The organism is Rhodococcus cerastii (assembly GCF_033042195.1).
Classification (GTDB): Bacteria; Actinomycetota; Actinomycetes; order Mycobacteriales; family Mycobacteriaceae; genus Rhodococcoides.
Genome location: NZ_JAWLKF010000002.1, coordinates 488,054 through 509,410 on the forward strand (window position 1 = coordinate 488,054; position 21,357 = coordinate 509,410).

Here is a 21,357-nt window from a genome sequence, read left to right on the forward strand (position 1 = left end):
GTAATAAATTGGGCAACACTCCTCCGGGGGTCTGTGATCCGGAAGAGCTTGCGGTGTAGATGATTTCGCTGTTTGAACCGCAATGGCGAGTAGGCGCGGCACTAGCCGCCGATCAGCAGTCCAGCAACGAAGTCGGGTTCCTTTTGCCTGTTGCTGGCTGTTAGAGTCGGATCACCGGAAGTAAAAGCGAGGGCTTCAGCCCCGTTCATACGCCGCTCACCGAGCTGCCACTTCTCCTTGGATGGAGACGTGTATGCGCCTGAAAAATGAGCGACCAGCCAACACAGACGAGGCGCAGACCTCTTCGACGCGGCACCGTCCGCAGACGCTGAAAGCCGCCGCGGTGGCACTGGCCGGCCTTTCTGCAGTGTTTCTTTTCGAGATGCTCGACAACTCGATCCTCAACGTTGCCCTACCAACCATCGGGCGTGAACTCGGTGCATCGACCACCGCGTTGCAGTGGGTCTCCGGTGTGTACGCGGTCGTTTTCGGGGGACTGATGCTGCTGTTCAGCGCCATCGCAGACCGATTCGGCCGGCGCCGAGTAATGCTGGTCGGCCTGACATTGCTGGCGCTCGCCAGCGCGGCTACCGCCCTCGTCGAGACTCCCGAGCAGCTCATCACCGTCCGCGCCGCGATGGGCGTCGCCGCAGCCATGACCACCCCCGGCTCTATGGCGCTCGCGTTTCGGCTCTTCGATCAGGAGTCCTTACGCGTTCGAGCCCTCACCCTGATTTCGACAGTCGGCCTGGTCGGGTTGGCGATCGGACCGACGGCAGGAGGCTTCGTTCTCGCCTTCGCGCCCTGGCAGGTCCTGCTCCTGATCAACGTACCCATCGCGATTCTCGCGTTCGTCGGAATCCGCATGGGCGTCGCGAAAGACCTCCCAGAGGAGTTGCACCGCGACCCCCTCGATGTCGCTGGGGCGGTGCTCGGCACAGCCACCATCGTCCTGGCACTCCTCGCGCCGACCCTGTTCGTCGAGGTGGGTCCCGCTTCATGGACGCCGTGGGCAGCAACTGTCGGAACCCTTTCCGCAGCAGCAGTCTTCGTCGTCCGCGCTCGCACGGCGAGGTACCCGCTCCTGGACCTCGAACTCGTTGCGCTGCCCCTCGTGTCCAGCGGTCTTGCCTACAAAGCCGCGTCCGGGCTCGCCGTTGCCGGCCTCGGCTACATGGTCACACTGCAGCTGCAGTTCGTATGGAGATGGTCGCCTGCCCTCGCATCGATAGGGATGCTCCCTCAGGTCGTCGTGCTGCTCTTCAGCGGCCGCCTCGTCGCGCCGTTCCTGCGACGAGTGGGGATGAACCACGCCGCCTGGATGAGTGCGGCGGCGGTAGTGCTCGGGTTGGCGGTCTTCGCCGTAGGTAGCCGATTCGGCTATGTCTGGGTCGCTCTTGCCCTCGTCCTCGTCGCGGTAGGTATGCGCATAGTCGGTGTCGTCGCAGGTACCAACGTCATGACCGGTCTCCCCGAGAGCCGCACCACCATCGGGGCCGCCATGGTCGACACGTCGAGTCAGGTCGCCACCGGCGTCGGGATCACCGTCACCGGCACCATCATCGCGGCGCTCTTCACGGGCAACATCTCGAGTGCCACGTGGAGCGCCGAGCAAGCGGCCTCGTTCCAAACCGGAGTCACAGTGGCGGGGTTCGCCATCACGGCTGCGGCGGCAGCACTGGTGTTGCTTGGGATGAGCCGGGCGAGGGCAAGTCGTGGCGCACCAGTAGCACCGGGGGCACCGTGACGACCTGCATGCCCTGGTTCCGGTCCGGTTGTCGGTCAGCCGGCCTTGACGCGCAGACGCTCGACCTCGGAGCGAGAGTGACGCACGGCTTCGGTGTCGGCTCCGTTGTCGTTTGCAAGGTCGTGGGCGAGGTCGAGAATTGCCCGACGTAGGTGCTTGCGTGCTCGGCGCGACTTGTGGTGGGGCGCGGACTTGATGAATGCCTTTCGCGCTTTCTTGTCCAGGATGCCGTCGACCTCGGCGTCCGTCACGGTTCCTGCTTCGACCTCGGGGGCGAGGATGTCGCGGACGAACTGGTACTCGCGCGGCGCTGCTCGCCGGAACGCGATCGTCAAGACCGTGAACCCGAGCACGATGGAGCCGAGCATGACGGGGAAGGTCAGGATGCCACCTCGGCCGAGACCGCCGGCGTCGTCCCAGGTGAAGTGCAGAAACATTCCGACCAACACGAACGCCACACCGCGGCCGATCCGGCGTGGCTGGGCCGCCGTGCCGAGGATGTAGATGACACCGGTGCAGACGAGGGCACTGAACAGCGGGTGAGAGACGAAGCTGACCGCTATGCGCGTGAACGACATCTGCACGGCGTGGTCGACCGGATCGGTACCGAACGCCTGAGCTGTGGAGTTGGCGGCGTAGAGGAAGTCCTCGAAGATCGCGAACCCGAGCCCGATGAACGCGCCGACGATCAGCCCGTCGTTCGCGGTCCGAATCAATCGCGGGGCAAGGCTCATGAGGAGTATGAATCCGCAGAGCTTCGCGGCCTCTTCGGTGATCGGTGCGGTGGCTCCGGCTGCCCAGTTGGCACTCCACACTTGACCGAAAAGCTTGTTGTAAATGCTGATCATTGCGTTGTTCGCGGTGAGGGCGAATGCGAAGGTGGCCGGAATTGCGCCCCACACGAGCGCGGCGAGGATGAGTCGGCCCGGTTGGCGTTCCCATCGGTCGATATGACGGAACCAGGCGAACCACGCCAGCCCGCACAATCCGCACAGCACTGCCGAGATCGCGAAGGCGTCGGCGTACAACCCGGCCTTTGGCGCGAAGTACGCCCATACCTGGAACGCGCCGATTCCGGTCAGCACGACGAACACCCAGAAGGACAGATTGTGGGGTTTCACGAAGTGGAAGCGCTCACCCCACCCGGAGACCTCCATTGCTCTGGCCTGCCGTTGCCGGGCCCCGGAGCTGCTAGTGGTGTCGGTGCCGGTCTCGGTCATGGGTTGTTCCCGTCGACGGTGCGGATACTGGCGATCATGGTCTGGATGTTGTCGACGGCCGCGGTCATCTGAGCGGGAGGACCGTAGGCGGTGATCTTCAGACCCCTGCCGGCGATGACGAATGCTGCGACCACACCGTCGCCGGTCACGCTGCTGTAGGGCTGTGCGACACCGCTCTCGCCTGACGTCGTGGTGAGAGTGGTCCTGTCGCCGTCGACCCTGAAGGTCGGGTCGTCGGTGCGGGATGTGACCTTCTCCACTTGGTCCAACAATTCGTCCGGAGTGCCCTCGAACGTGTCCGACGAGACCTGGAAGGTGACGCCCTTCCCAGCGACGGTGGCGTCACCGGAACGACGGCTTTCGTCGTCGACACGAAAGCCGGCCTCGACATCCCAGCCGGTAGTCGGCGTGAAGACGACGGAGTCCGTGAGCGCGAGTTGCTCACCGGCGAGAACGGGGTCATCCCAGCCGATGGCCGCGTCGACACGTGGGAGGATCACGGTCCAGACGAGAAAGATCGCGACGACGAAGAGTGCCGGTGGAAACGTGCGTCGGTCGAGACCGAGCACACGATGCTCCGCCGGCACCCGATGTTTGTGTGTCGCAGCATGTATCTGTGTCACGGGTACTCCTCGGTGCTGAGTGTCGTTCGTACCCGCCCACGGACCTCATGATCGGTGCAGTCCAGCAGAGGTGGAATGAGCAGGGTGGTGCTTGCTGTTCGGTGTGAACAAGAAAATTTCGATCGGTTTGCAGCAACGAAGCTGCGGTCCCTCATTGCCAGATTCATTGATATCAAGGCAAGTGAAAATCCGTTGTGGCTCTGCTCGAAAAAAACCGAAAGTACATTTACTTCGAGCAAATCGGAAGTTCGACGCGTCGAAATACGGCAATAGCATGCCGTGTTCTGCCATCGATTTCCGCGAAGGATTCGGGAGCCACCGTAATTCTTTGTAGGTGAACCGTACGAAAGGGTCGGCGGATATTCGATCCAGCATTGTTCACGGGATGCAGCCAGGGCGGGAGCGTAGGCGGCCGTCGGTGATGATCCGATCCTCGATGTGGCCCTTGCGAAGGCTGACTACTCGGGTGCCTGCGTCCGTGCGTCGTTCGATGGCCGGCAGGTGGATGGACGACGTCGGTTGGCGAGAGGTATTGCATAGCAACCGATAACAAAGGTTTTCGTGGCACTGCTCACTCTGTCATCGTTCACACGATGGTGGCCGCGTACGCCACGAACACCACGAACATGGCCGCGCCGCCGAGGGCTGCGCTGATCATGGCCTCGCGGCCATTTGTCGCGAGGCCCTTCTCGTCCCGGCTCACCCCGACCCACCCGCACACCACAGCGGCGACACCGGTCGGGACAGCTACGAAATCTCCGATGAAGGGTACGAACGCGCAGATCAGAGCGATGATGCCCAGGATCACCGCGGCACTGCCGGCACCGTTGCGAAACAGCGGCCGTGTGCTGTACTCCTCGGCCATGCCGTCTCCTTCTTCACGGTCCTGATGCAGTGGTTGGATGCCCGTTCGTCGCTCGCGGCACGACGAGCAGACCCACCCGAAAACATACCCTCGATCTCCTCGTGGGCGCGATGGCACCGATGCATCGCATCTCGCACTTCTGGGCCCTCGGTTCGAGGATGCCAGCTAGGCTCGTTCGGTGACGGACTCAACGTGGGACGGGTACGTCCGTGTGCGCGGCGCTACCGAGCACAACCTGGCAGCTGTCGATGTCGACATACCCCGCAATGCATTCGTCGCGTTCACCGGAGTGTCGGGGTCCGGAAAGTCGTCACTGGCTTTCAGCACCTTGTACGCCGAAGCGCAGCGACGCTACTTCGAATCGGTCGCCCCCTACGCGCGTCGACTGCTTCAGCAAGTGGGCGCACCCCACGTTGCCTCCATCACCGGCCTTCCCCCAGCCGTTGCCCTGCAGCAACGCCGGGGTTCGCCCAGCTCGCGCTCCAGCGTCGGCACCATCACCACCATGTCGAACCTGCTCCGCATGCTCTACTCCCGGGCCGGTACCTATCCCGACGGTGCGCCGCTGCTGTCGGCGGAAGCGTTTTCACCCAACACTGTCGCCGGGGCCTGCCCGCGATGCGGCGGTTTGGGCGAGTTCCATGATGTGACAACGGAATTGCTCGTTCCCGATACGTCGCTGAGCATTCGTGAGGGCGCGATCGCGGCGTGGCCGGGTGCCTGGCAGGGCGCGAACCTGCGCAGCATCGTCAGCGGCATGGGTATCGACATCGACGTACCGTGGCGCACGCTGAAGAAGAAGGACCGAGAGTGGCTTCTCTTCACCGACGAGCACCCCAAGGTGTGGATAGAACCGGAAGAGGGCCGAGTCGACCACAGTTACGAAGGCAAGTTCTGGAGTGCCCGCAGCCATGTCATGCATGTTCTGTCCGACTCGAACAGCGAGCGCATGCGAGAACGCGCCCTGCAATTCACCGAGACCGTCCGCTGCCCTATGTGCTCCGGCAGCGGACTGCGCGCCGACGCGCTGGCCGTCACCATCGCGGGCCGCTCGATCGCCGAGATCAATGCGCTCTCACTGACAGAACTTGCCGCCGTACTGCGCCCGATAGCCGAACAGTCGGGGGAGACCACGGAGGTGGCGGTACGCATCACCGCCGACCTGCTGGCCAGGATCGACGTGTTGCTCGAGTTGGGCCTGGGATATCTGGCGCTCGGCCGTAGCTCGACGACGCTGTCGCCCGGCGAGACGCAGCGGTTGCGGATCGCCACTCAGCTCCGTTCGGGTCTGTTCGGGGTGGTGTACGTGTTGGACGAACCCTCCGCAGGACTGCATCCCGCCGATGCCGAGCCACTGCTCGACGTCCTGGACCAGCTGAAGGCGTCGGGAAACTCCTTGTTCGTCGTCGAACACGACATGGACGTGGTGCGCCGCGCCGACTGGGTGGTCGACATCGGACCCGCAGCGGGTGAGGGCGGCGGACGGGTGCTGTACAGCGGTCCCGTCGCGGGTTTGGAGGAGATCGAGGAGTCGGTCACCAGTAGGCACCTCTTCGGTCGAGCGGAATCCGTGCAGCGGGAGGCGCGCCCCACCCAGGGCTGGCTCACTCTGGCCGGGGTCACCCGGCACAATCTGCGGGAGTTGACGGCGGACTTCCCGCACGCGGTCCTGACGGCAGTAACGGGTGTGTCGGGCTCCGGCAAGTCGACACTCGTCAGCCAGGTCTTGTTCGAGGTGGCGCGCCACCGACTCGAGACCGCGGCAGACGAGGACGACGGCATGCAGATCGAGGTCGACGTGGCCGAGGTCTCCGGAATCGAGACGTTCACCCGCCTGGTCCGGGTGGATCAACGGCCCATCGGCCGAACACCCCGATCGACGCTGGCCACCTACGTCGGAATGTTCGACATCGTCCGCAAACTGTTTGCCGCCACCGATGAGGCGAAGGCCCGCGGATGGGCACCTGGACGGTTCTCCTTCAATGTCGCGGACGGACGATGCCCCACCTGCCAGGGCGACGGTTTCGTCGAGGTGGAGCTGCTGTTCCTCCCCGGCACCTATGGTCCCTGCCCCACCTGCCACGGTGACCGGTACAAACCGGAGACTCTCGAAATAACGTGGCGTGACAGGACAATTGCCGAGGTACTGCACATGTCGGTGGACGAGGCTGCGATGTTCTTCGCCGACATCACGGGAGCATCCCGCAGTCTGGAGACGTTGCGCGACATCGGGCTCGGTTACCTTCGACTCGGTCAACCCGCCACCGAGCTGAGCGGCGGTGAAGCGCAGCGCATCAAGATTGCCACCGAATTGCAGCGCACCCGACGCGGCACTGCCCTGTATCTTCTGGACGAACCGACCGCAGGGCTGCATCCCGCCGACGTCGCACTACTCATGCGCCAGCTGCACCTGCTTGTCGACGCCGGCAACACCGTGGTGATGGTGGAGCACGACCTGGATGCCATAGCCTCCGCAGACTGGGTCATCGATCTCGGTCCCGGTGGTGGCGACAACGGGGGCTCCGTGGTATCAACCGGGACGCCTGCCGAAGTCGCGGTGTCCCCGAACAGCATCACGGGACCGTATCTGGCTCGACGGCTCCGATCCTCGACTGCCGCTTCGTCCAATTGAGCTTCAGCATCTCCGGGTCTCGATGTGGTTGTGTATCAACCGATTCGGCCGGCGAATGCGCGTCCGGTGGACACGGCGAGTCCGAGCAATCCGCGCAACCCCGGCAAAGATCCGGCCAGTGACCACACGGTGATCGTCGACGATTCGTCGGTCGGCTTGCCCGCGAAGCGATCCGAGAGCCAATCCAGAGTGACGGGGGCTGCTATCGGGTGCAGCGACAGGTGTTCGCTGAGACGATCGCGGATGTAGGTGACGTTCGCTCCCGCAGCGCGATACCGGCGTACTTGCCCGTCCACGTCGTCGACGTCGATCATCGGATCATGCACCGCCTGCACCACGAGAAGCGGAAACTCGGGTGCCGACTTGCCGGGCTGGATATCCTGAAAAATCTGCACCATCTCGGGTGTCGCCAAGAGGTCTGCCATCGGCATATCGAGGTGCCGCTCCAGATCGTGCATCACCATGGACGCGACGGCGTGCACTGTCGTCTTGCGGTGCAGGGATGAGAGGGTCTCGAGCCCGGCAGCAGCGACGTGTTCGCGAACGAGGCGGTCGAGTACGGGGTAGGTGCGACGGAGGCCTTCCACCACCATCGCGGGCAGCGCCGCGAAGATCGTGCCGTTGAGGCGGGAGAATGCAGATCCGGGGTCGCCGACGGGCGATCCGAGTGCTGCGCCGACGATGTCGAGTTCAGGGGCGTAGCCGGCCGCAGCCTCGGCGGCCCATGACGTCGCCAATCCGCCGCCCGAGTACCCCCACAGCGCGACAGGGGTGGTGGCTGTGAGGTCGAGCGGCTCGAAAGACAGTGCCGCGCGGACGCCGTCGAGTGTGCAGTAACCGGGCTCGATCGGTGCTCCCCACAGCCCGTCCATGCCCTCGTGATCGGGAAGGGACAGAACCCATCCGCGGCGCAGTGCGTACAGGATGATCATGAACTCGAACTGCGGTACGGAGCCGACGGCTCGAGCGCCCGCCCGCAGAACGTAGGACGGGAAACACCGATCCGACACGGCGTCGATCGCGCACTGATAGGACAGCAGTGCTCGCTCCGGTCGCGCTCGGCCCCCGACGGGAAGAACCACCGTCGTGACCGCGACACGCGCTGCCCCGTCGAGGCTGGTGGTCCGGTACAGAAGTTGCCACGCCGACACCTTCTGCCGAATGACACCGAACAACGCGAGGGTCACCGCGCGGGACCGCAATACGGTCCCCGGCTCCGCATACTCGAAACCGGCAGGTGCCCGATAGAACGGGTCCATGCTGGGAATTGCGATGATCGATTCCGAGTCGGCGTGGTCGGCCGCGGCTCGCGGACGACCGGTCGACGCGGTATCGGGTTCGGTACTCATAGTGGATTACTTCCTGATGAGGGTGCGATGGTGTCGACGAGTTGCTCGATGACTGCTCGGGAGACTTCTGGCGACGCCGCGTGAGTCAGCAATCCCTCGACGACGAACGTACCGATACGGAGCATGGCATCGGCCGCCTTTCCGGGCAGTCCTGCAGCCGCGATATCGGCGGCAAACAGCGATTCCGCGAAGGCATGAAACCCGTTGTGCCACTGATCGATGGCCTCGGACTCGGTCACCCGATCGTGCACGGTGGAGACCAGTGGGCCGACTCTGCGGAGCCGCTCCACCAGCCAGAACAGCCGGTCGACAAGTGGTAGATCGACGATCTGGAGATAGTCCGTGGCGTCCTCGGCGGCGATTGCCGTCAGAACAGCGACCAGGATGTCGTCCTTGTCTCCGAAGTACCAATACAGCGTGTTCGCAGTGACGCCTGCTGCTTTCGCCAGACGACTGATCGAGGTGCGATCGAAGCCGTCGGACACGAACATTTCGCGGGCGGCGACCACGATGTCCTCGCGCTTGCTCTCCCGGTCGTGAAGTCCGCGATTCCTGGGCATACGACCAACCATATCTTGAATGGTCTTCAAGACCCTGCTACCTTCCTTGAATACCGTTCAAGAGTGGAGGCCCGTCGATGGCGAAGACCGGAAGAACCGCGCTGATCACCGGAGCATCAGCGGGCATAGGCGCGGCATTTGCTCGACACCTCGCCGCCGAAGGGCACAACCTCGTGCTCGTCGCGCGACGCGAGGACCGGCTCACCGCCCTGGCGGACGAGCTGTCGTCTCGGCACGATGTGCGATGCGACGTCGTGCCCGCGGATCTCGCCGATCCCGCTGCGCCCCGGGCCATCGTCGAAGAAACGAAATCCCTCGGCGTCGACGTCGACATCCTTGTCAACAACGCGGGCATGTCGGGGAACTCCACCTTCGCAGATGCGCCGTTCGACGCACTCGCCGCGGAGATACAGGTGATGATCACTGCCGTCACCGAACTCTCTCATCTCACGGTGCCCGGCATGAAAGAACGCGGATACGGCCGAATCGTGAATCTGTCGTCGTTGGCGGCATTGCTTCCCCCTGGTGCAAGTCTGCTGTACACCGGAATCAAGTCCTATGTGCTCGACATCTCGCAAGCACTCGACATGGAGTTGCGGCCGCATGGCATCCACGTGACTGCGCTCTGCCCCGGCTTCACCCACAGTGAGTTCCACGACGTGATGGGAACCCGAGATGCAGCGACCTCCAAGCTGCCAGCTCTTCTGTGGCAGAGCCCCGAGGACGTCGTCCGAGAAGGTTGGCAGGCCGTGAACAACGGCACGCCGGTGTGCGTGCCCGGGATGGTCAACAAGGTGACTGCTGCTGCCGCGAAGCCGATTCCGACTCGCATCGGCTACTACCTCGGCAAGACCCTCAATCCTTTCAAGCTGTGAGATCCGATCACCACCCTGCTGTAGAACAGAGAGACGAACGCATGACCACCGACGAACATTCCGGCTTCACCCGTACCGAAACGTCGTTTGTGTCGGACGGAGTTCGTTGCGCGGCAACGGTCTTTCGTCCCGCGGTGTCCGCCGCCGTGCCACTACCGGCAATCGTGATGGCGCACGGATTCGGCTCACCTCGGGCGATGCGCCTGTACGCCTACGCCGAGCGTTTCGTCGAGGCCGGCTACGTGGTCTGCGTCTTCGACTATCGGTACTTCGGGGACAGTGAGGGCGAACCGCGCCAGTTGTTGGAAGTGGATGCTCAGCTTGCCGATTGGCGAAACGCAGTCGACTTCGCTCGCTCTCTCGACGGCGTCGACGAGAACCGAATCGTCGGGTGGGGCACGTCCTTCGCCGGCGGCCACGTACTCACGTTGGCGGGCAACGGCGTTCGGTTCACAGCGGTCATCGCACAGGTGCCCCACATCGACGGTATCGCCGCCGTTCGCGCAACCGGGTTCAGGCAGGCACTGCGGCTGGCACCGGCCGCCATCACCGACAGCGTCCGCGCCGCCCTCGGACGGTCGCCGCACTACGTCGACAGTGTCGGGCTACCTGGCACACGCGCTGTGATGGTCTCACCCGACGCGATGAAAGGGCGTGACCGCCTGGTCCTCGAGTCGGGCCTGACCGACGGCGACTACCCCGAGACCGTGGCGGCGCGGATACTGCTGAAAATCTGGCGGTACTCCCCGGGTCGCACGATGTCGGCAATCGACTGCCCAACGCTGGTGCAGATCGCGTCCGAGGATTCCGTCACCCCGGCGTCCGTCGCGCAACGCGCCGCGGCGAAAGTTCGCAAAGCCAAGGTGCGCACCTATTCGGGCGGTCACTTCGATCCGTACGTCGAACCCCTGTTTTCATCGGTCATCGGTGATCAACTCGCATTCCTCGCCGACAACGTGCCCTTGAAATTGCGTACGGTTCCCTCCATCTGATCGTGCGGTTCGCTGCACCCGTCGTTCTCGGATTGGATCACCATGCCCGACGGTACGAACAACTCTGAACTTTGGCTGTTGCGAACATATTTCGGCGATGGCGACGATCCCGCGTGGACGAGCCTGACGGAGCAGGCCCGCCACACGCGATCTTCGGTGTCAGGTGCCGCGCTGGTCGTTTCCTCGGACCGAACGCAGTGTCAGCAACGTATTCGTCGGGTCCTCACGAGACTGGCCACGCGTGCCGAGGCGAACGACGGCTTGTACGTTGTCATTGCAGACAAGCAGACGTTCGTGCGCCACGATCGAATGCTGCTCACCATCGATTGTTCTGCAGTGACACGAAACGCCGAACGTCTTCCCACCATCCATATGGCCCCGCCCGATGCCTTTCGGTTGGGGATAGATGGCCGATCGCCGAATACCCGGCGCTCGATCGAGCCGGTTCGCCGACCGACAACGGAACTCGAACCTGCACAGATCGATTCCGAGCGAACGGTCGCCGAACTCACGGCAAGCGTAGGCGACGCGATCCGAGCCAGTCTGCGGTGGCGAACGGAGATGACGCGAGACGGTTCCTGTGGGTAGACACCGGGAATCGCCGTCGAGAACCCACGGATATCACCCACCGGTCTTCCCCTCACAGTTGAGCAATGGGCATCCGGCCTGTGCGCATTCTGGACCGAGATGGTCGCCTACGGACGCATCGGCGACTTCCGTGCGCCCTGGGTAGGACGGTGACGAATCTACTAGTTTCCCAAGCGCCGGATCGGATGTCGCAACGATCGCGGTTCGGTCGAAGCAGATCGACCTGAGTCGAGGCTCAACGAAGCAAGTTCATTCGCTTCTCGTTGACTGCCACAACGCCGCCGCCAGTGGCAAGCAGTGCAACCCTCTCGGACCGTCCACCGGTATTGCCGAGCAAATCCTCGATCGCGATTGTTTCGAGGCGAGCGCCGGTTTCGGGCTCGATCGCGAGGATCTCCCGAGAATCGGCTACATAGGCCAGGCCCTCGCGCACAGCGGTAGGCATGAAAGGTAGAGATTCGACGTCGGGACCCCACGCCGGATCCCCGGTGAACAGGTTGCGTGCGAGTGGACCGATACCCAAGACGACATCACCGACAATCGCGATGTCCCCCCCGGTGCCGGCGTCGTCCGAGGTCCACAGTTTCTGCCCCGTCGTAGGGTCGAAGGCGCTGCTGCCCAACACAACCGGATCGTCGGGGTCGTTCGCTGCGTCGACCGTCGTGCGCTGGTAGACCTCTTCGTCGGTGGTCGCGACAACTCGTCCGGTGGAATCGACCAGGTCGGTGCGAAACTCGAACAGGTCAGAGCATCGGCGGCCGGCAAGAACGTAGATCTGATCGCCTCGATCGAACTGGTCGCGCGCGCAGTCGGGGGACGAGATGTTGTCGGTGATGTCACCGGATCTGGAGTCGAACAGTGCTGTGCCCGAGGAGAACCGGGCCACTCCCGCATTGCCTGCGAACGCGAGGATTTCTCGTGAGTTGTACGGGTCGACCCAGGTGTCGTCGAGGGTGAGGGACCACGACGCGTCGGGGTCGTCGATCGTTCCTCGATGGATCCGGACGGTGTACCCGTCATTCTCGCCCTCGACCACGTAGAGGTCTTCGCCGTCGGTGCCGACTGAGAATATGTTCCAGTCGGTATCGTGTCGGGTGGCGGTTCCGGTTGCACTGTCGATCGTCACGATCTGATCGGTGCTCCGGCACAGCAGCAGTGTGTCGAGTACGTGGGACGAACAACTTTCGATCCCGTCGGCGGGTGTTTTCCACCGCACCAGACCGGTTGCCGCATCGAACCCGATCAGTTGGGACTGCTCGAACTCGTCCGTCTCCTGATTGATCAACCCTGCCTTGGCGACAAGAATGTCGTCGGCGTCTATGACGCCGCCCTCGACCTCGCCGAATCGTCCACCCACGGGATCATCGAAGGTGGCGAACGGATTGCCGAGCACGTCGGCGGCGTCGAGCGTCCACACAGCGCCGGGCGACGTCGGAGTCTGTGCTGCAAAGGGTTCGGCGTCATGGGGGCCCGTTGCCACCAGCGCGACGGCCGCGCCGACGCTTACGAAAGCCACCGCAGCGGTGACGGCAAGCCGTCGGTACGGGTTCACAGCACATCCAATCCGTCGGCGGTGGCAATGGTGCGCAATGTGTTTGCGCTCAGTGGTTCGTCCGGACGCTCGGCGTGCGATCGGACTTCGACCTCGGTTCCCGACGGGTAGGTGACGGTCACGGTACGGCGCATCCCGCCGTTCGGTCCCTCGGGCAGTGCAGGCGAGTACGAATAGGGTGCCTCTTCGATCCGCAGCACCGCACCGCCGTCGAGCGTCTCGAAGTCGGTCGGCCGATTCTGGTAGGCGGGGTCGTAAATGTCCGGCATCACGGGGAGTTCCTGTCCGCCTCGTATGGATATGGTCAGGTCGGCACCGGTGCCGACGGCATCGACGTGCGTACACACCACACCGGTCTCGAAGTCGGCGAGCCTGAGCGTGTTCAATCCGGGATCGAACCGCTCACCTGCATCGACGCGCTCCAACGCGGTGTTCAAGTTGGTGGCGAGTTCCGCGTCGATCGCTGTGTCGCCGGAGAAGAGGCCGAAGGAGTCGTCGCATCCTTCGCGAGGTTCGGGTGTGTCGGCGGGGACAGGTGCCGATATCCGCAGCTCCGGTAGTGTCACAAGAGCTTTCAGCTCATCGATGGTGAGAACGATGTCGCGGTCTCCGGTGTTGGTCGACTGAAATCCCTCAGCGTCCGATGCGGTTGCGGTGATGTGCGTGCCGTCGGGTGCGTAGGCGGTGACCGTGCGGTAATTGGTTCTCGTACCGCCGAATTCGGACCACGATACGTTGGTGTCGACCACGGTGCCGTCCGCCGATGTCGTGCGTTCCTGCACTGATCCGGCCCTGCACGGTGGCACACCCGTGTTGTCCTGCGCCACGGATACTGCCAGCAGGCCTAGTGTGTTGCCGCGTCCGAGCTCGGCCGATGCCGTTGCCCAACCGGGTTCCTGAGGCTGGCCTGGTTCGCTGGAGGTTTGGGGGATCGGCTGAAACACCAATGACTCGCGCAGGCTTGCGAACAGAACCTCGACACCATGCGGAAGGGCTTCGGCGACAGCATCGGTCATCATCACCGACCTGGGTCCCGAGTACCACGAGGCCTGAGGGTTGTCGTATGCATCCTCGCTGGTGGTGATCCGTCCCCACACCGATGACGTCCCGTCCGGAGGTTCGACGACGTCGCATCCGGAGATAGCCGTCGGGAATATCGCCTCGGGCGTTCTGTAGGTGGTGTCGACGGGTGCAGAAGGGCCAGGAGTGATGGAGTGTGTGGTGGTCGTGGCTACTGACTCGGCGCGGTTCTCGGGCTGCTCTGGCGGTGCGCCGCGCTCGACGAGCGCTGCTACGCACACCCCGATGGCGACGATGGACACGATCGTGAGCGCATCGGCCCACATCCCGGCACGCTGAGGACCAAGTCTGCTCACCGCGTCAAGATACCTGTCATGTGCATCCGATCCGCGCACGGTTCAAAGCTGACCAAAACCGCAATGATCCCCGGTCTCTCTGCGGGCCAGGGCAACTGAATCATCAGAACAGTTGCTCGAACTGGTACCAGTCGCCGTCGAACTTTTCGTACCCGATATCGCCCTCGTGCTGGGGCTCACCGATATACGGTGCGCCGTCGGGGAAGTGCGCCAGGCCGATGGAGTTCAACAGTCCGCCTTCGATGAAGAACAGGCAACCGCCCTCGACGGGCTGGGTCCGATACACCCGGTAGACACCGAGGGTGGTGCCTTCGAACGACTGCACGCAGTGGTCCGCTGCGGTGCTGAGCGAGCGTTCGACACTGCGAACGCAACCTTCGGCGGCGATGCTCGGTAGGTCGCCATCGCCCAGCGCTCCGTTACACACGCTGAGAACGGTCACATTGTGACAGGGTGGGCGCGTGAGAAACCTGTGGGTGTCGATGCCAGCGGTCATCACTCGGGTGACGCGATGAATACCGCTGCACGACGACTACTTCCCCCCGTCACCGTTCTCGTCGGTGCGTTCACGGCGGTCCTGGCTTTGACGACGCCGGTACCGCGCAATTTTGCGTTCGTTGCTGGCGGCGACAGGCTCGATATCCTGCTCGACAGTAGCGCGTCCGCCTGGTCACTCGGCGCGATCGTTGCCGTCGTCACCGCGGTATTCGCGACGCGGAAGCAATCAGCTCTCATTGTGGCAGCCGTTGGCGTCGCGGCCCTGTCGGTTCTACTGTCGGTGCCGATTCCTGCAGAACTGCAGCTTCGGGCGATCGCAGCCGGTTTGATCCTGGGTGGTGCCGCGGCGGTGACCGCCCTCAGTCGAATCCTGCAGCACGCGTTGCTGTTCGGCGCTATCGGCGGTCTGGCGGCATCGAGTGTGTTGCAGAACGTCCCCAGCCAGTACGTGGACTACGCCGGTTCCGCCTTCCAGCAGGCACCGCAGACGCCAGTGCTGCTCGCCCTGGTCGTCTTCGCGGCGCTGCTGGCGGTGTCGTCGTGGGCGAAAGTGTTCGAGGAAGTATCGCCGGTGCAGTCGCGCGGTCGAGTGCTCGCGGTGGGGATCGTCATTCCTCTCGTGGGTCTGGTCTTGTACTGGCTGTTCGAGCGGTCGGTGAACTCGCTCGGTCCGGGCGGTGCAATGCAGAACCGGTGGTTCTTGGGTCTCGCGGTCATACCGCTACTTGTCGGTGCGGCGTTTGTGCTGCCCGCGGTGACAGGAGCGATCCTGCTTGCGGCACTTGCCTTCCTATCGGCCCCGACAGTGGGATCCCTGACGTGGGGGACAGCTTTGGTGTTCGTCGCGATGTTGGTGCTGGGCGGGGTGGTCGGCCATCGTCGGCCGTCTCCGATGGTGGGGTTCGTAGTACTGGCCGTCGTCGCAGCTACGGGAGTGTTCACCGGCCCACCCTTGGACACCGTCAATATCGTTGCGACCCTCGTGGTTCTGCCGCTCGGAGTGGGCGTGGCGTATGCGTCGTTGTTGCCGACAACCGCCCCTGTTGCGGTGATGTCGGTGACGACGCCCATCGTGGTATCGGTTCCCGTCGTCGCCGAATTCGGTTGGACCGCTTACTCTCCGCTGGTCGAGCTCGAGCCCACGTTCTCGCCGAGCACGTGGGTGTGGGTGTCGACGGGCATCTCTGTGGTGTCGGTTCTGGTGGCGGGTGCGGCTCTGGTCGTGTTGAGGCGAAGGGAATAGTCCGACCGGAGATGCCGATTCTGCGCAATCGTGCGAGAGGTATTGCACAGCAATCGATGCATGAGATTTTCGTATTACTGCTCATCGTTCACACAACGGTGGCCGCATATGCCACGAACACCACGAACATGGCCGCGCCGCCGAGAGCTGCGCCGATCATGGCCTCGCGGCCATTGGTCGCGTGGCCCTGTTCGTCCCGACCGACGCCGACCCACCCGCACACCACCGCGGCGACACCCGTGGGGATAGCGACGAAATCCCCGATGAAGGGTACGAACGCGCAGACCAGAGCGATGATGCCCAGGATCAGTGCGGCGCTGCCGGCGCCGTTGCGAAAAAGCGGCCGTGTGGAATGTTCCTCGGCCATGCCGCCTCCCTCTTCGCGGTCCTGATGCAGCGACTCGATGCCCGTTGGTCTCACGCGACACGGCGAGCTCATACACCAAAACATACCCTCGCGATGCTCGCAGGCGCGACGACACCGATGCACTGCATCTTGCCGCCCACGTGCCATCGAGGGGTATCTCTCGCCGGTCTGGATCTTGTCGGCGAGGTCGGTGTCCGTACATAGCACGGGACCGATTCGGCCCGACGGCTTCGACCCTGAACTGGGCTGTCGGTCAGCGCGGCGTAGTTTCTCGCCGTAGGCTTCAGTAACGGCTCGGGGGCCCGTGTGCGCCTACTTCCGCGACAGTCGTTCACTGCGTGCGAGGTGTCGAATTGTCAGGAGTTGCTTGTGCCTCGGATGTGCAGCCATTCGCCCCCGTGCGTTCGGCCCGTGCCGGATGCCGGTGACGATCGTGACGTCGCGGCAGCGGCTCGCGACGCCGTAGCCGATCGAGCCGACCGTGCTGCTGATGCCCGTGATGCGGTGGCCCTGAGCTTGGATTGTGACGACCGATCACACGATCAGTGCCACGGGCGGGGCCGAGCGTATCGGCTCACCGCGGCCGGTGACCGTGCCCGGGCCGGCGCGGATAGGTCCGCGTCGCGCCAGGATCGGATCGCAGCAGCGCATGATCGCCGTACTTCGGCCACCCATGACCTGACCTCTGCATACCGCCGGGACGCGGGGATCGGTCAACTCGAACGCAGCCTCGGTATCGCCCGCGACTCGGGTACCGCCATGGTCGTTTGTTTTGTCGATGTGGACGGCCTCAAGACCATCAACGACACCGACGGACATCCGGCCGGTGATCGCATACTCCGACGGGTCGCCGAGGTCATCGATGATCATTTGGACTGCGACGACACCCTGTTGAGGTACGGGGGTGACGAGTTCATCTTCTCCGTGCTCGGTCCGGCTGCTCTCGACATCGACGACACCACCGATGCAATCGAAGCGAGACTTCGCGAAAGCGATGACATAGCGATCACATGTGGCATCGCGTTCGCGCGCGAGAGGGACACAGTCGCCGATGTGATCGAAAATGCAGACAGGGAGCTGTACCGCCAGCGCCGTGCCTCCCGGACCACAGTTGCTCCACCTACGGCCGCAGACGCGATTCCTGGTCACCGACCGGCCCGATCATGATGAAGAGGAGCACGAGGAAACCTTGACTTCCAGCGCCGTTCGCAGCATCCTCGCGGATCCTCGGTCCGTTCGTCCGCACTACCAACCGATCGTCGAACTCGACAGTGGCAAGGTAGTCGGCTACGAAGCTCTTGCACGGTGGCCGGGCCACCCGTCGGTGGACCCCGGTGCTGTGTTCGCGAGTGCTGCCGAATGCGGAGTGATCGACGAGGTCGATTGGGCTTGCCGGTGCGCTGCGATGACCGGCGCACTCGATGCCGGTATGCCAGAGAATGTTTCGCTGTTCATCAATATCGAGCCGCAATCCTCGCGCATCGTTCCCGCGTACGCGCGCGAGATCATCGGTATGGCTGCGAACCGGTTGAATGTCGTAGTCGAGCTCACCGAGCGCTCACTGTTGGCCAACCCTGCAGAGCTACTCGAAACGGTGGCGCGTGCACGAAAGAGCGGTTGTCTGATTGCCCTGGACGATGTCGGATCGCATCCCGACTCGCTCGCTCTGCTGGAATTCGTTGCCCCGGACATCATCAAGCTCGATTACACTCTCTCGCAGTCGGATCCATCGCCGCAGCAGGCTGCAGTCGTCCTCGCCGTCGCTGCGTACGTGGAGTCGAGTGGGGCGCGGATAGTTGCGGAAGGCATCGAAACAGACGCCCACCTTGACCGTGCGACCGCGCTCGGAGCCACTTTCGGACAAGGCTGGATGCTCGGCCGTCCCGCGCCGCTTCCGACCCTCGGAAACCGGCAGCACTCGGGTGCCATCTCCGCCCGGCCCATCCTGTCGGTGAAATCAGGTGCGCACGCGCGAGCGGACACAGCGGTGCCCTCGGTTCCGTCGGACCTCCTGACGACTTCATCGGCGCAGGTGGGTAGTAAATCGTTGCTACTGGCGTTGACCCGGCAACTCGAAGATCACGCGCGCCACATGCCCGATCCGCTCACCATTCAGGCTGCGTTTCAAGACTCGGCGTGGTTCACGCAGTCGGTGGCCGACCGCTATGCGAGGCTGGCCGCCGTCAACCCGTTCGTGGCGGCCTTGGGAGTCGGGATGGACACCGAACCCGCAGCAGGTGTGCGTGGTGCGGAACTTCATCCCGATGAGCGTTTCGTCGGCGAGTGGACCATCACGATCGTCGGATCTCACTACTGCGCTGCGCTCATAGCCCGCGATCTCGGCGACGACGGTCTCGATCACGACCGTCGGTTTGCGTTCCTACTGACACACGACCGGTTGACCGTCGTCGCTGCGGCACGTTCCATCATGCGCCGGGTCCTGCCGAAATACTCTGTCGCGGAAACAGATCGCGACATCGAGGCCGGTGGCACTGCTCTGTGAGTACTGAGTCACGCGTTACCGGACAGTCAGTCGGTCGATACACAACGCGTCCGGTCTAAGCAGCCCTGCGGCGCGTTGCATAGCCGTTCCGTCTATGGCCGAGTGAATTGCGCAGCATTGCGGACATTTTCTGTCTGTATATGCTGTGTGCATGTCCATCAATGCGGAACGAGTCCCGGTTATCGTGGGCGTGGGTGACCTGAAGTTCACAGGAGACGGCACTCCGCAGAGCACCATCGAACCGCTCGATCTCGTGCTGCGCGCTGTGGATGCAGCGATCGAGGACGCAGGAGCGCCCGGTCTGAGCGCGCAGGTCGATGCGATACACGCAGTTCGCACCACCAGCTGGAACTACGCCGATCTCCCGTCTCTGGTCGCCGAGAGGTTGGGCGTCACCCTCACATCCAGCTTCTCGAGCACGATCGGTGGACATCACCCCGCGCGCCTACTCGACCAGGTCGGTCGAGATATCGCCGAAGGACGCACTACTGCAGCGCTGGTGGTGGGCGGCGAGGCGCAGGCCTCCGTCCGAGCCCTGATGAAAGCGGGTAAGGACCCCGGTGAATCGGGTTGGACCACCGCGCCGGGAGGCCCTCCGTCGTTCTCGCCCGAGGACCTCGGCAGCGCCGAAATGCAGCGAGCAGGAATCCTGGCACCGGTACAGATCTACCCGCTCTTCGAGAACGCTCGTGCCCACAGCCGTGGACTGAACCCCGACCAGGGCCTGCGCGAATCGGCCGACATGTACTCCCGCTTCTCGGCAATTGCGGCCGAACATCCCGTTGCCTGGAGCCCTGTTGCACGCACCTCGGAAAACATCGGCACCGTCAGTTCATCGAATCGTTCTGTGTCCGATTGCTATCCGCTATCGATGAACGCAATGCCCTTCGTCGATCAAGCAGCTGCGGTCATGGTCTGTTCCTTGGCGACCGCCCGCGAGGCCGGTGTGGCAGAGGACCGAATCGTGTACCTGTGGGGTGGCGCGGGTGCAGTCGACAATCCGGATGTGTTGGCGCGCCCGGTGTTCGACGACGGACCAGCTCTTCGTGCGGCTGTGCGGCGGGCACTGTCGAGGGCCGAGGTGGCCAGCGAGGACCTGGCATTCATCGATGCATACAGCTGCTTCCCGATCGTACCGAACCTGTTGGCCGACGAGCTCGGCCTGGCCGAGGGGGCGACTCCCACTGTCCTGGGCGGACATTCGTTCTTCGGTGGGCCGTTGAGCAGCTATTCTCTCCATGCCATTGCGGAATCGACGCGACTGCTGCGCAAGAGTTCCGGCGTCGCATTGGTGCATGCAAACGGCGGCTATCTGACGTACCAGCACGTGGTGCTGCTGGCCACGAGAGCTCATCGCGACGGATACATCGGCGACCCGGAGCAGATGAATGTGTCGGGTACGCCGGCACGCGTCGTGCACGGTTACTCGGGAACGGCGACCATCGAGACGGCTACGGTCACATACGACCGTAGCGGTCTGCCGGAGCAAGCGTTTGTCGTGGCTGCCACCGACGATGGGGCGCGGGTAGCGGGCCGAGCTGGACGTGAATTCGCAACGATGCTTCACGACCTCGTGTCCGTGCAGAACGAGTCGGCTGTCGGACGCCGAATAGACCTGGTGGACAACGAGGGAAACCTTGCCGTCGAATTCTGCATGTAGCCGTCGCGTTCGGCCGGCAGACCGGTGAGAGGATGCAGTCATGTCTGAAGATTCTCCCCGCGGACCGGGCAGGCCCCGTGACGCGGACATGGAGGACCGCGTGTACACCGCCGTGCTCGAGGTGTACTGGGAAACCAGTTGGCGCGGATTCACATTCGACGCAGTCGCGCGGCAGGCCAAGGTCGGCCGCGCCGCGCTCTACCGCCGCTGGGCCGACAAGGAAGAACTTCTGGTCCAGGCGCTCGAAGCTCGGTCGCCGCTGTCGACGCCTATCGACACCGGATCGGTCCGTGGGGACCTCGTCGAGCTCGCGGAACAATTGGCCGTCGGCTACGGGGAGCTCTCCGGCTTGGTCTCGCTACGGGTGACTCTCGACGCGAGGGTGAATCCGGACCTGTTGTCCCATCTCACCGACACTCTCAACCAGAGCCGTCTCGTCACTGCTCGACGCATCGTCCGCCGGGCTGTCGCGCGAGGAGAGCTGCCCGAGGGCACGTCGACGACGTTACTGCTCGAACTCGTGACGGGAGCGGTGTTGGCGCGCGCGCTCTTCTCGCAGGCGCACTCAGGATCGAGAACCACTGCTGCCGTTGACCACTCGACAGTGGTCGTCGACACCGTTCTGCGAGCGTTGAGTTAGCTGTTGAACGACCGGGTCACCGACCGAACCATTGCAGACAGTGACTGTCTGAATTAGTGTTGTGGGG

Annotated in this window: 19 protein-coding genes; 10 read left to right on the top strand and 9 right to left on the bottom strand. The window is 63.7% G+C overall.

Annotation, left to right across the window (positions count from 1 at the left end; all coding sequences use genetic code 11):
* The first annotated feature begins 253 nt into the window (after positions 1-253).
* Entirely contained in the window at positions 254-1,747 is a 1,494-nt protein-coding gene (locus R3P93_RS06630; protein ID WP_149405192.1) for an MFS transporter, read from the top strand.
* Positions 1,748-1,782: 35 nt separating this feature from the next.
* Here R3P93_RS06630 and R3P93_RS06635 read toward each other — a convergent pair whose 3' ends face one another.
* From R3P93_RS06635 to R3P93_RS06645, 3 genes are all read right to left on the bottom strand, one after another.
* Complete coding sequence (locus R3P93_RS06635) at positions 1,783-2,967, bottom strand: PrsW family intramembrane metalloprotease (protein ID WP_149405193.1); 1,185 nt, start codon at positions 2,965-2,967, stop codon at positions 1,783-1,785.
* Positions 2,964-3,590 carry a hypothetical protein gene (locus R3P93_RS06640; protein WP_149405194.1) on the bottom strand — a complete coding sequence of 209 codons (627 nt, stop codon included), beginning with the start codon at positions 3,588-3,590 and terminating at the stop codon, positions 2,964-2,966. Before R3P93_RS06640 ends, R3P93_RS06635 begins: the two co-directional genes overlap by 4 nt.
* Before the next feature lie 586 nt (positions 3,591-4,176).
* On the bottom strand, positions 4,177-4,455 hold the full coding sequence (locus R3P93_RS06645) for a hypothetical protein (protein WP_149405195.1): 279 nt from the start codon (positions 4,453-4,455) through the stop codon (positions 4,177-4,179).
* Positions 4,456-4,633: 178 nt separating this feature from the next.
* On the opposite strand from R3P93_RS06645, the gene R3P93_RS06650 reads away from it, so the two are divergent.
* Complete coding sequence (locus R3P93_RS06650; protein WP_149405196.1) at positions 4,634-7,087, top strand: excinuclease ABC subunit UvrA; 2,454 nt, start codon at positions 4,634-4,636, stop codon at positions 7,085-7,087.
* A 35-nt stretch (positions 7,088-7,122) separates the two neighbouring features.
* Here the strand turns inward: R3P93_RS06650 and R3P93_RS06655 are convergent, their stop codons facing one another.
* Together R3P93_RS06655 and R3P93_RS06660 are read right to left on the bottom strand one after the other, a co-directional pair.
* Positions 7,123-8,436 (bottom strand): lipase family protein, encoded by a 1,314-nt coding sequence (locus tag R3P93_RS06655; protein WP_149405197.1) that lies wholly within the window; start codon positions 8,434-8,436, stop codon positions 7,123-7,125.
* A complete protein-coding gene (locus R3P93_RS06660) occupies positions 8,433-8,996 on the bottom strand; it encodes a TetR/AcrR family transcriptional regulator (protein ID WP_188078545.1) in 564 nt (187 codons plus the stop codon). The genes R3P93_RS06655 and R3P93_RS06660 overlap by 4 nt, the downstream gene beginning before the upstream one ends.
* Positions 8,997-9,073: 77 nt before the next feature.
* Here R3P93_RS06660 and R3P93_RS06665 point away from each other — a divergent pair, with 77 nt between their 5' ends.
* From R3P93_RS06665 to R3P93_RS24600, 3 genes are read left to right on the top strand one after another with little or no spacing between them, the layout of a single operon-like run.
* Positions 9,074-9,871 (top strand): SDR family NAD(P)-dependent oxidoreductase, encoded by a 798-nt coding sequence (locus R3P93_RS06665; protein WP_149405198.1) that lies wholly within the window; start codon positions 9,074-9,076, stop codon positions 9,869-9,871.
* A 41-nt stretch (positions 9,872-9,912) separates the two neighbouring features.
* Positions 9,913-10,863 carry an alpha/beta hydrolase gene (locus R3P93_RS06670; protein ID WP_149405199.1) on the top strand — a complete coding sequence of 317 codons (951 nt, stop codon included), beginning with the start codon at positions 9,913-9,915 and terminating at the stop codon, positions 10,861-10,863.
* A 42-nt stretch (positions 10,864-10,905) separates the two neighbouring features.
* On the top strand, positions 10,906-11,451 hold the full coding sequence (locus tag R3P93_RS24600) for a DUF6924 domain-containing protein (RefSeq protein WP_394855260.1): 546 nt from the start codon (positions 10,906-10,908) through the stop codon (positions 11,449-11,451).
* A gap of 235 nt (positions 11,452-11,686) precedes the next feature.
* On the opposite strand, the gene R3P93_RS06675 is transcribed toward R3P93_RS24600, so the two are convergent.
* The 3 genes from R3P93_RS06675 to R3P93_RS06685 all read right to left on the bottom strand — a co-directional run bounded on the left by R3P93_RS06675 (position 11,687) and on the right by R3P93_RS06685 (position 14,821).
* Positions 11,687-13,003: a PQQ-like beta-propeller repeat protein gene (locus R3P93_RS06675; RefSeq protein ID WP_262498265.1), complete on the bottom strand. Its 1,317-nt coding sequence runs from the start codon at positions 13,001-13,003 to the stop codon at positions 11,687-11,689.
* A complete protein-coding gene (locus R3P93_RS06680) occupies positions 13,000-14,379 on the bottom strand; it encodes a hypothetical protein (protein WP_149405200.1) in 1,380 nt (459 codons plus the stop codon). The genes R3P93_RS06675 and R3P93_RS06680 overlap by 4 nt, the downstream gene beginning before the upstream one ends.
* Positions 14,380-14,482: 103 nt before the next feature.
* Entirely contained in the window at positions 14,483-14,821 is a 339-nt protein-coding gene (locus R3P93_RS06685) for a hypothetical protein (protein ID WP_149405201.1), read from the bottom strand.
* A gap of 69 nt (positions 14,822-14,890) precedes the next feature.
* Between R3P93_RS06685 and R3P93_RS06690 the strand changes: the two genes are divergently transcribed.
* Positions 14,891-16,120: a hypothetical protein gene (locus tag R3P93_RS06690; protein WP_149405202.1), complete on the top strand. Its 1,230-nt coding sequence runs from the start codon at positions 14,891-14,893 to the stop codon at positions 16,118-16,120.
* Between the two features lie 88 nt (positions 16,121-16,208).
* On the opposite strand, the gene R3P93_RS06695 is transcribed toward R3P93_RS06690, so the two are convergent.
* The gene (locus tag R3P93_RS06695) at positions 16,209-16,487 is read right to left on the bottom strand and encodes a hypothetical protein (protein WP_068046628.1); all 279 of its coding nucleotides are present in this window, start codon (positions 16,485-16,487) and stop codon (positions 16,209-16,211) included.
* Between the two features lie 378 nt (positions 16,488-16,865).
* On the opposite strand from R3P93_RS06695, the gene R3P93_RS24605 reads away from it, so the two are divergent.
* The 4 genes from R3P93_RS24605 to R3P93_RS06715 all read left to right on the top strand — a co-directional run bounded on the left by R3P93_RS24605 (position 16,866) and on the right by R3P93_RS06715 (position 21,290).
* Positions 16,866-17,654: a GGDEF domain-containing protein gene (locus tag R3P93_RS24605; RefSeq protein WP_366236172.1), complete on the top strand. Its 789-nt coding sequence runs from the start codon at positions 16,866-16,868 to the stop codon at positions 17,652-17,654.
* Positions 17,655-17,676: 22 nt separating this feature from the next.
* On the top strand, positions 17,677-18,990 hold the full coding sequence (locus R3P93_RS06705; protein ID WP_188078547.1) for a sensor domain-containing phosphodiesterase: 1,314 nt from the start codon (positions 17,677-17,679) through the stop codon (positions 18,988-18,990).
* Between the two features lie 151 nt (positions 18,991-19,141).
* Positions 19,142-20,650 (top strand): acetyl-CoA acetyltransferase, encoded by a 1,509-nt coding sequence (locus tag R3P93_RS06710; protein ID WP_262498267.1) that lies wholly within the window; start codon positions 19,142-19,144, stop codon positions 20,648-20,650.
* Positions 20,651-20,690: 40 nt separating this feature from the next.
* Entirely contained in the window at positions 20,691-21,290 is a 600-nt protein-coding gene (locus R3P93_RS06715) for a TetR/AcrR family transcriptional regulator (RefSeq protein ID WP_317532661.1), read from the top strand.
* Positions 21,291-21,357 lie beyond the last annotated feature (67 nt).

Excerpts from the sequence above, each read along its gene's own strand:
- R3P93_RS06655 (WP_149405197.1), bottom strand. The coding sequence starts at position 8,436 with ATGAGTACCGAACCCGATACCGCGTCGACCGGTCGTCCGCGAGCCGCG.
- R3P93_RS06670 (WP_149405199.1), top strand. The coding sequence starts at position 9,913 with ATGACCACCGACGAACATTCCGGCTTCACCCGTACCGAAACGTCGTTT.
- R3P93_RS24600 (WP_394855260.1), top strand. The coding sequence starts at position 10,906 with ATGCCCGACGGTACGAACAACTCTGAACTTTGGCTGTTGCGAACATAT.
- R3P93_RS24605 (WP_366236172.1), top strand. The coding sequence starts at position 16,866 with ATGTGCAGCCATTCGCCCCCGTGCGTTCGGCCCGTGCCGGATGCCGGT.
- R3P93_RS06660 (WP_188078545.1), bottom strand. The coding sequence starts at position 8,996 with ATGCCCAGGAATCGCGGACTTCACGACCGGGAGAGCAAGCGCGAGGAC.
- R3P93_RS06710 (WP_262498267.1), top strand. The coding sequence starts at position 19,142 with ATGTCCATCAATGCGGAACGAGTCCCGGTTATCGTGGGCGTGGGTGAC.
- R3P93_RS06645 (WP_149405195.1), bottom strand. The coding sequence starts at position 4,455 with ATGGCCGAGGAGTACAGCACACGGCCGCTGTTTCGCAACGGTGCCGGC.
- R3P93_RS06715 (WP_317532661.1), top strand. The coding sequence starts at position 20,691 with ATGTCTGAAGATTCTCCCCGCGGACCGGGCAGGCCCCGTGACGCGGAC.
- R3P93_RS06695 (WP_068046628.1), bottom strand. The coding sequence starts at position 16,487 with ATGGCCGAGGAACATTCCACACGGCCGCTTTTTCGCAACGGCGCCGGC.
- R3P93_RS06665 (WP_149405198.1), top strand. The coding sequence starts at position 9,074 with ATGGCGAAGACCGGAAGAACCGCGCTGATCACCGGAGCATCAGCGGGC.
- R3P93_RS06690 (WP_149405202.1), top strand. The coding sequence starts at position 14,891 with ATGAATACCGCTGCACGACGACTACTTCCCCCCGTCACCGTTCTCGTC.
- R3P93_RS06630 (WP_149405192.1), top strand. The coding sequence starts at position 254 with ATGCGCCTGAAAAATGAGCGACCAGCCAACACAGACGAGGCGCAGACC.
- R3P93_RS06635 (WP_149405193.1), bottom strand. The coding sequence starts at position 2,967 with ATGACCGAGACCGGCACCGACACCACTAGCAGCTCCGGGGCCCGGCAA.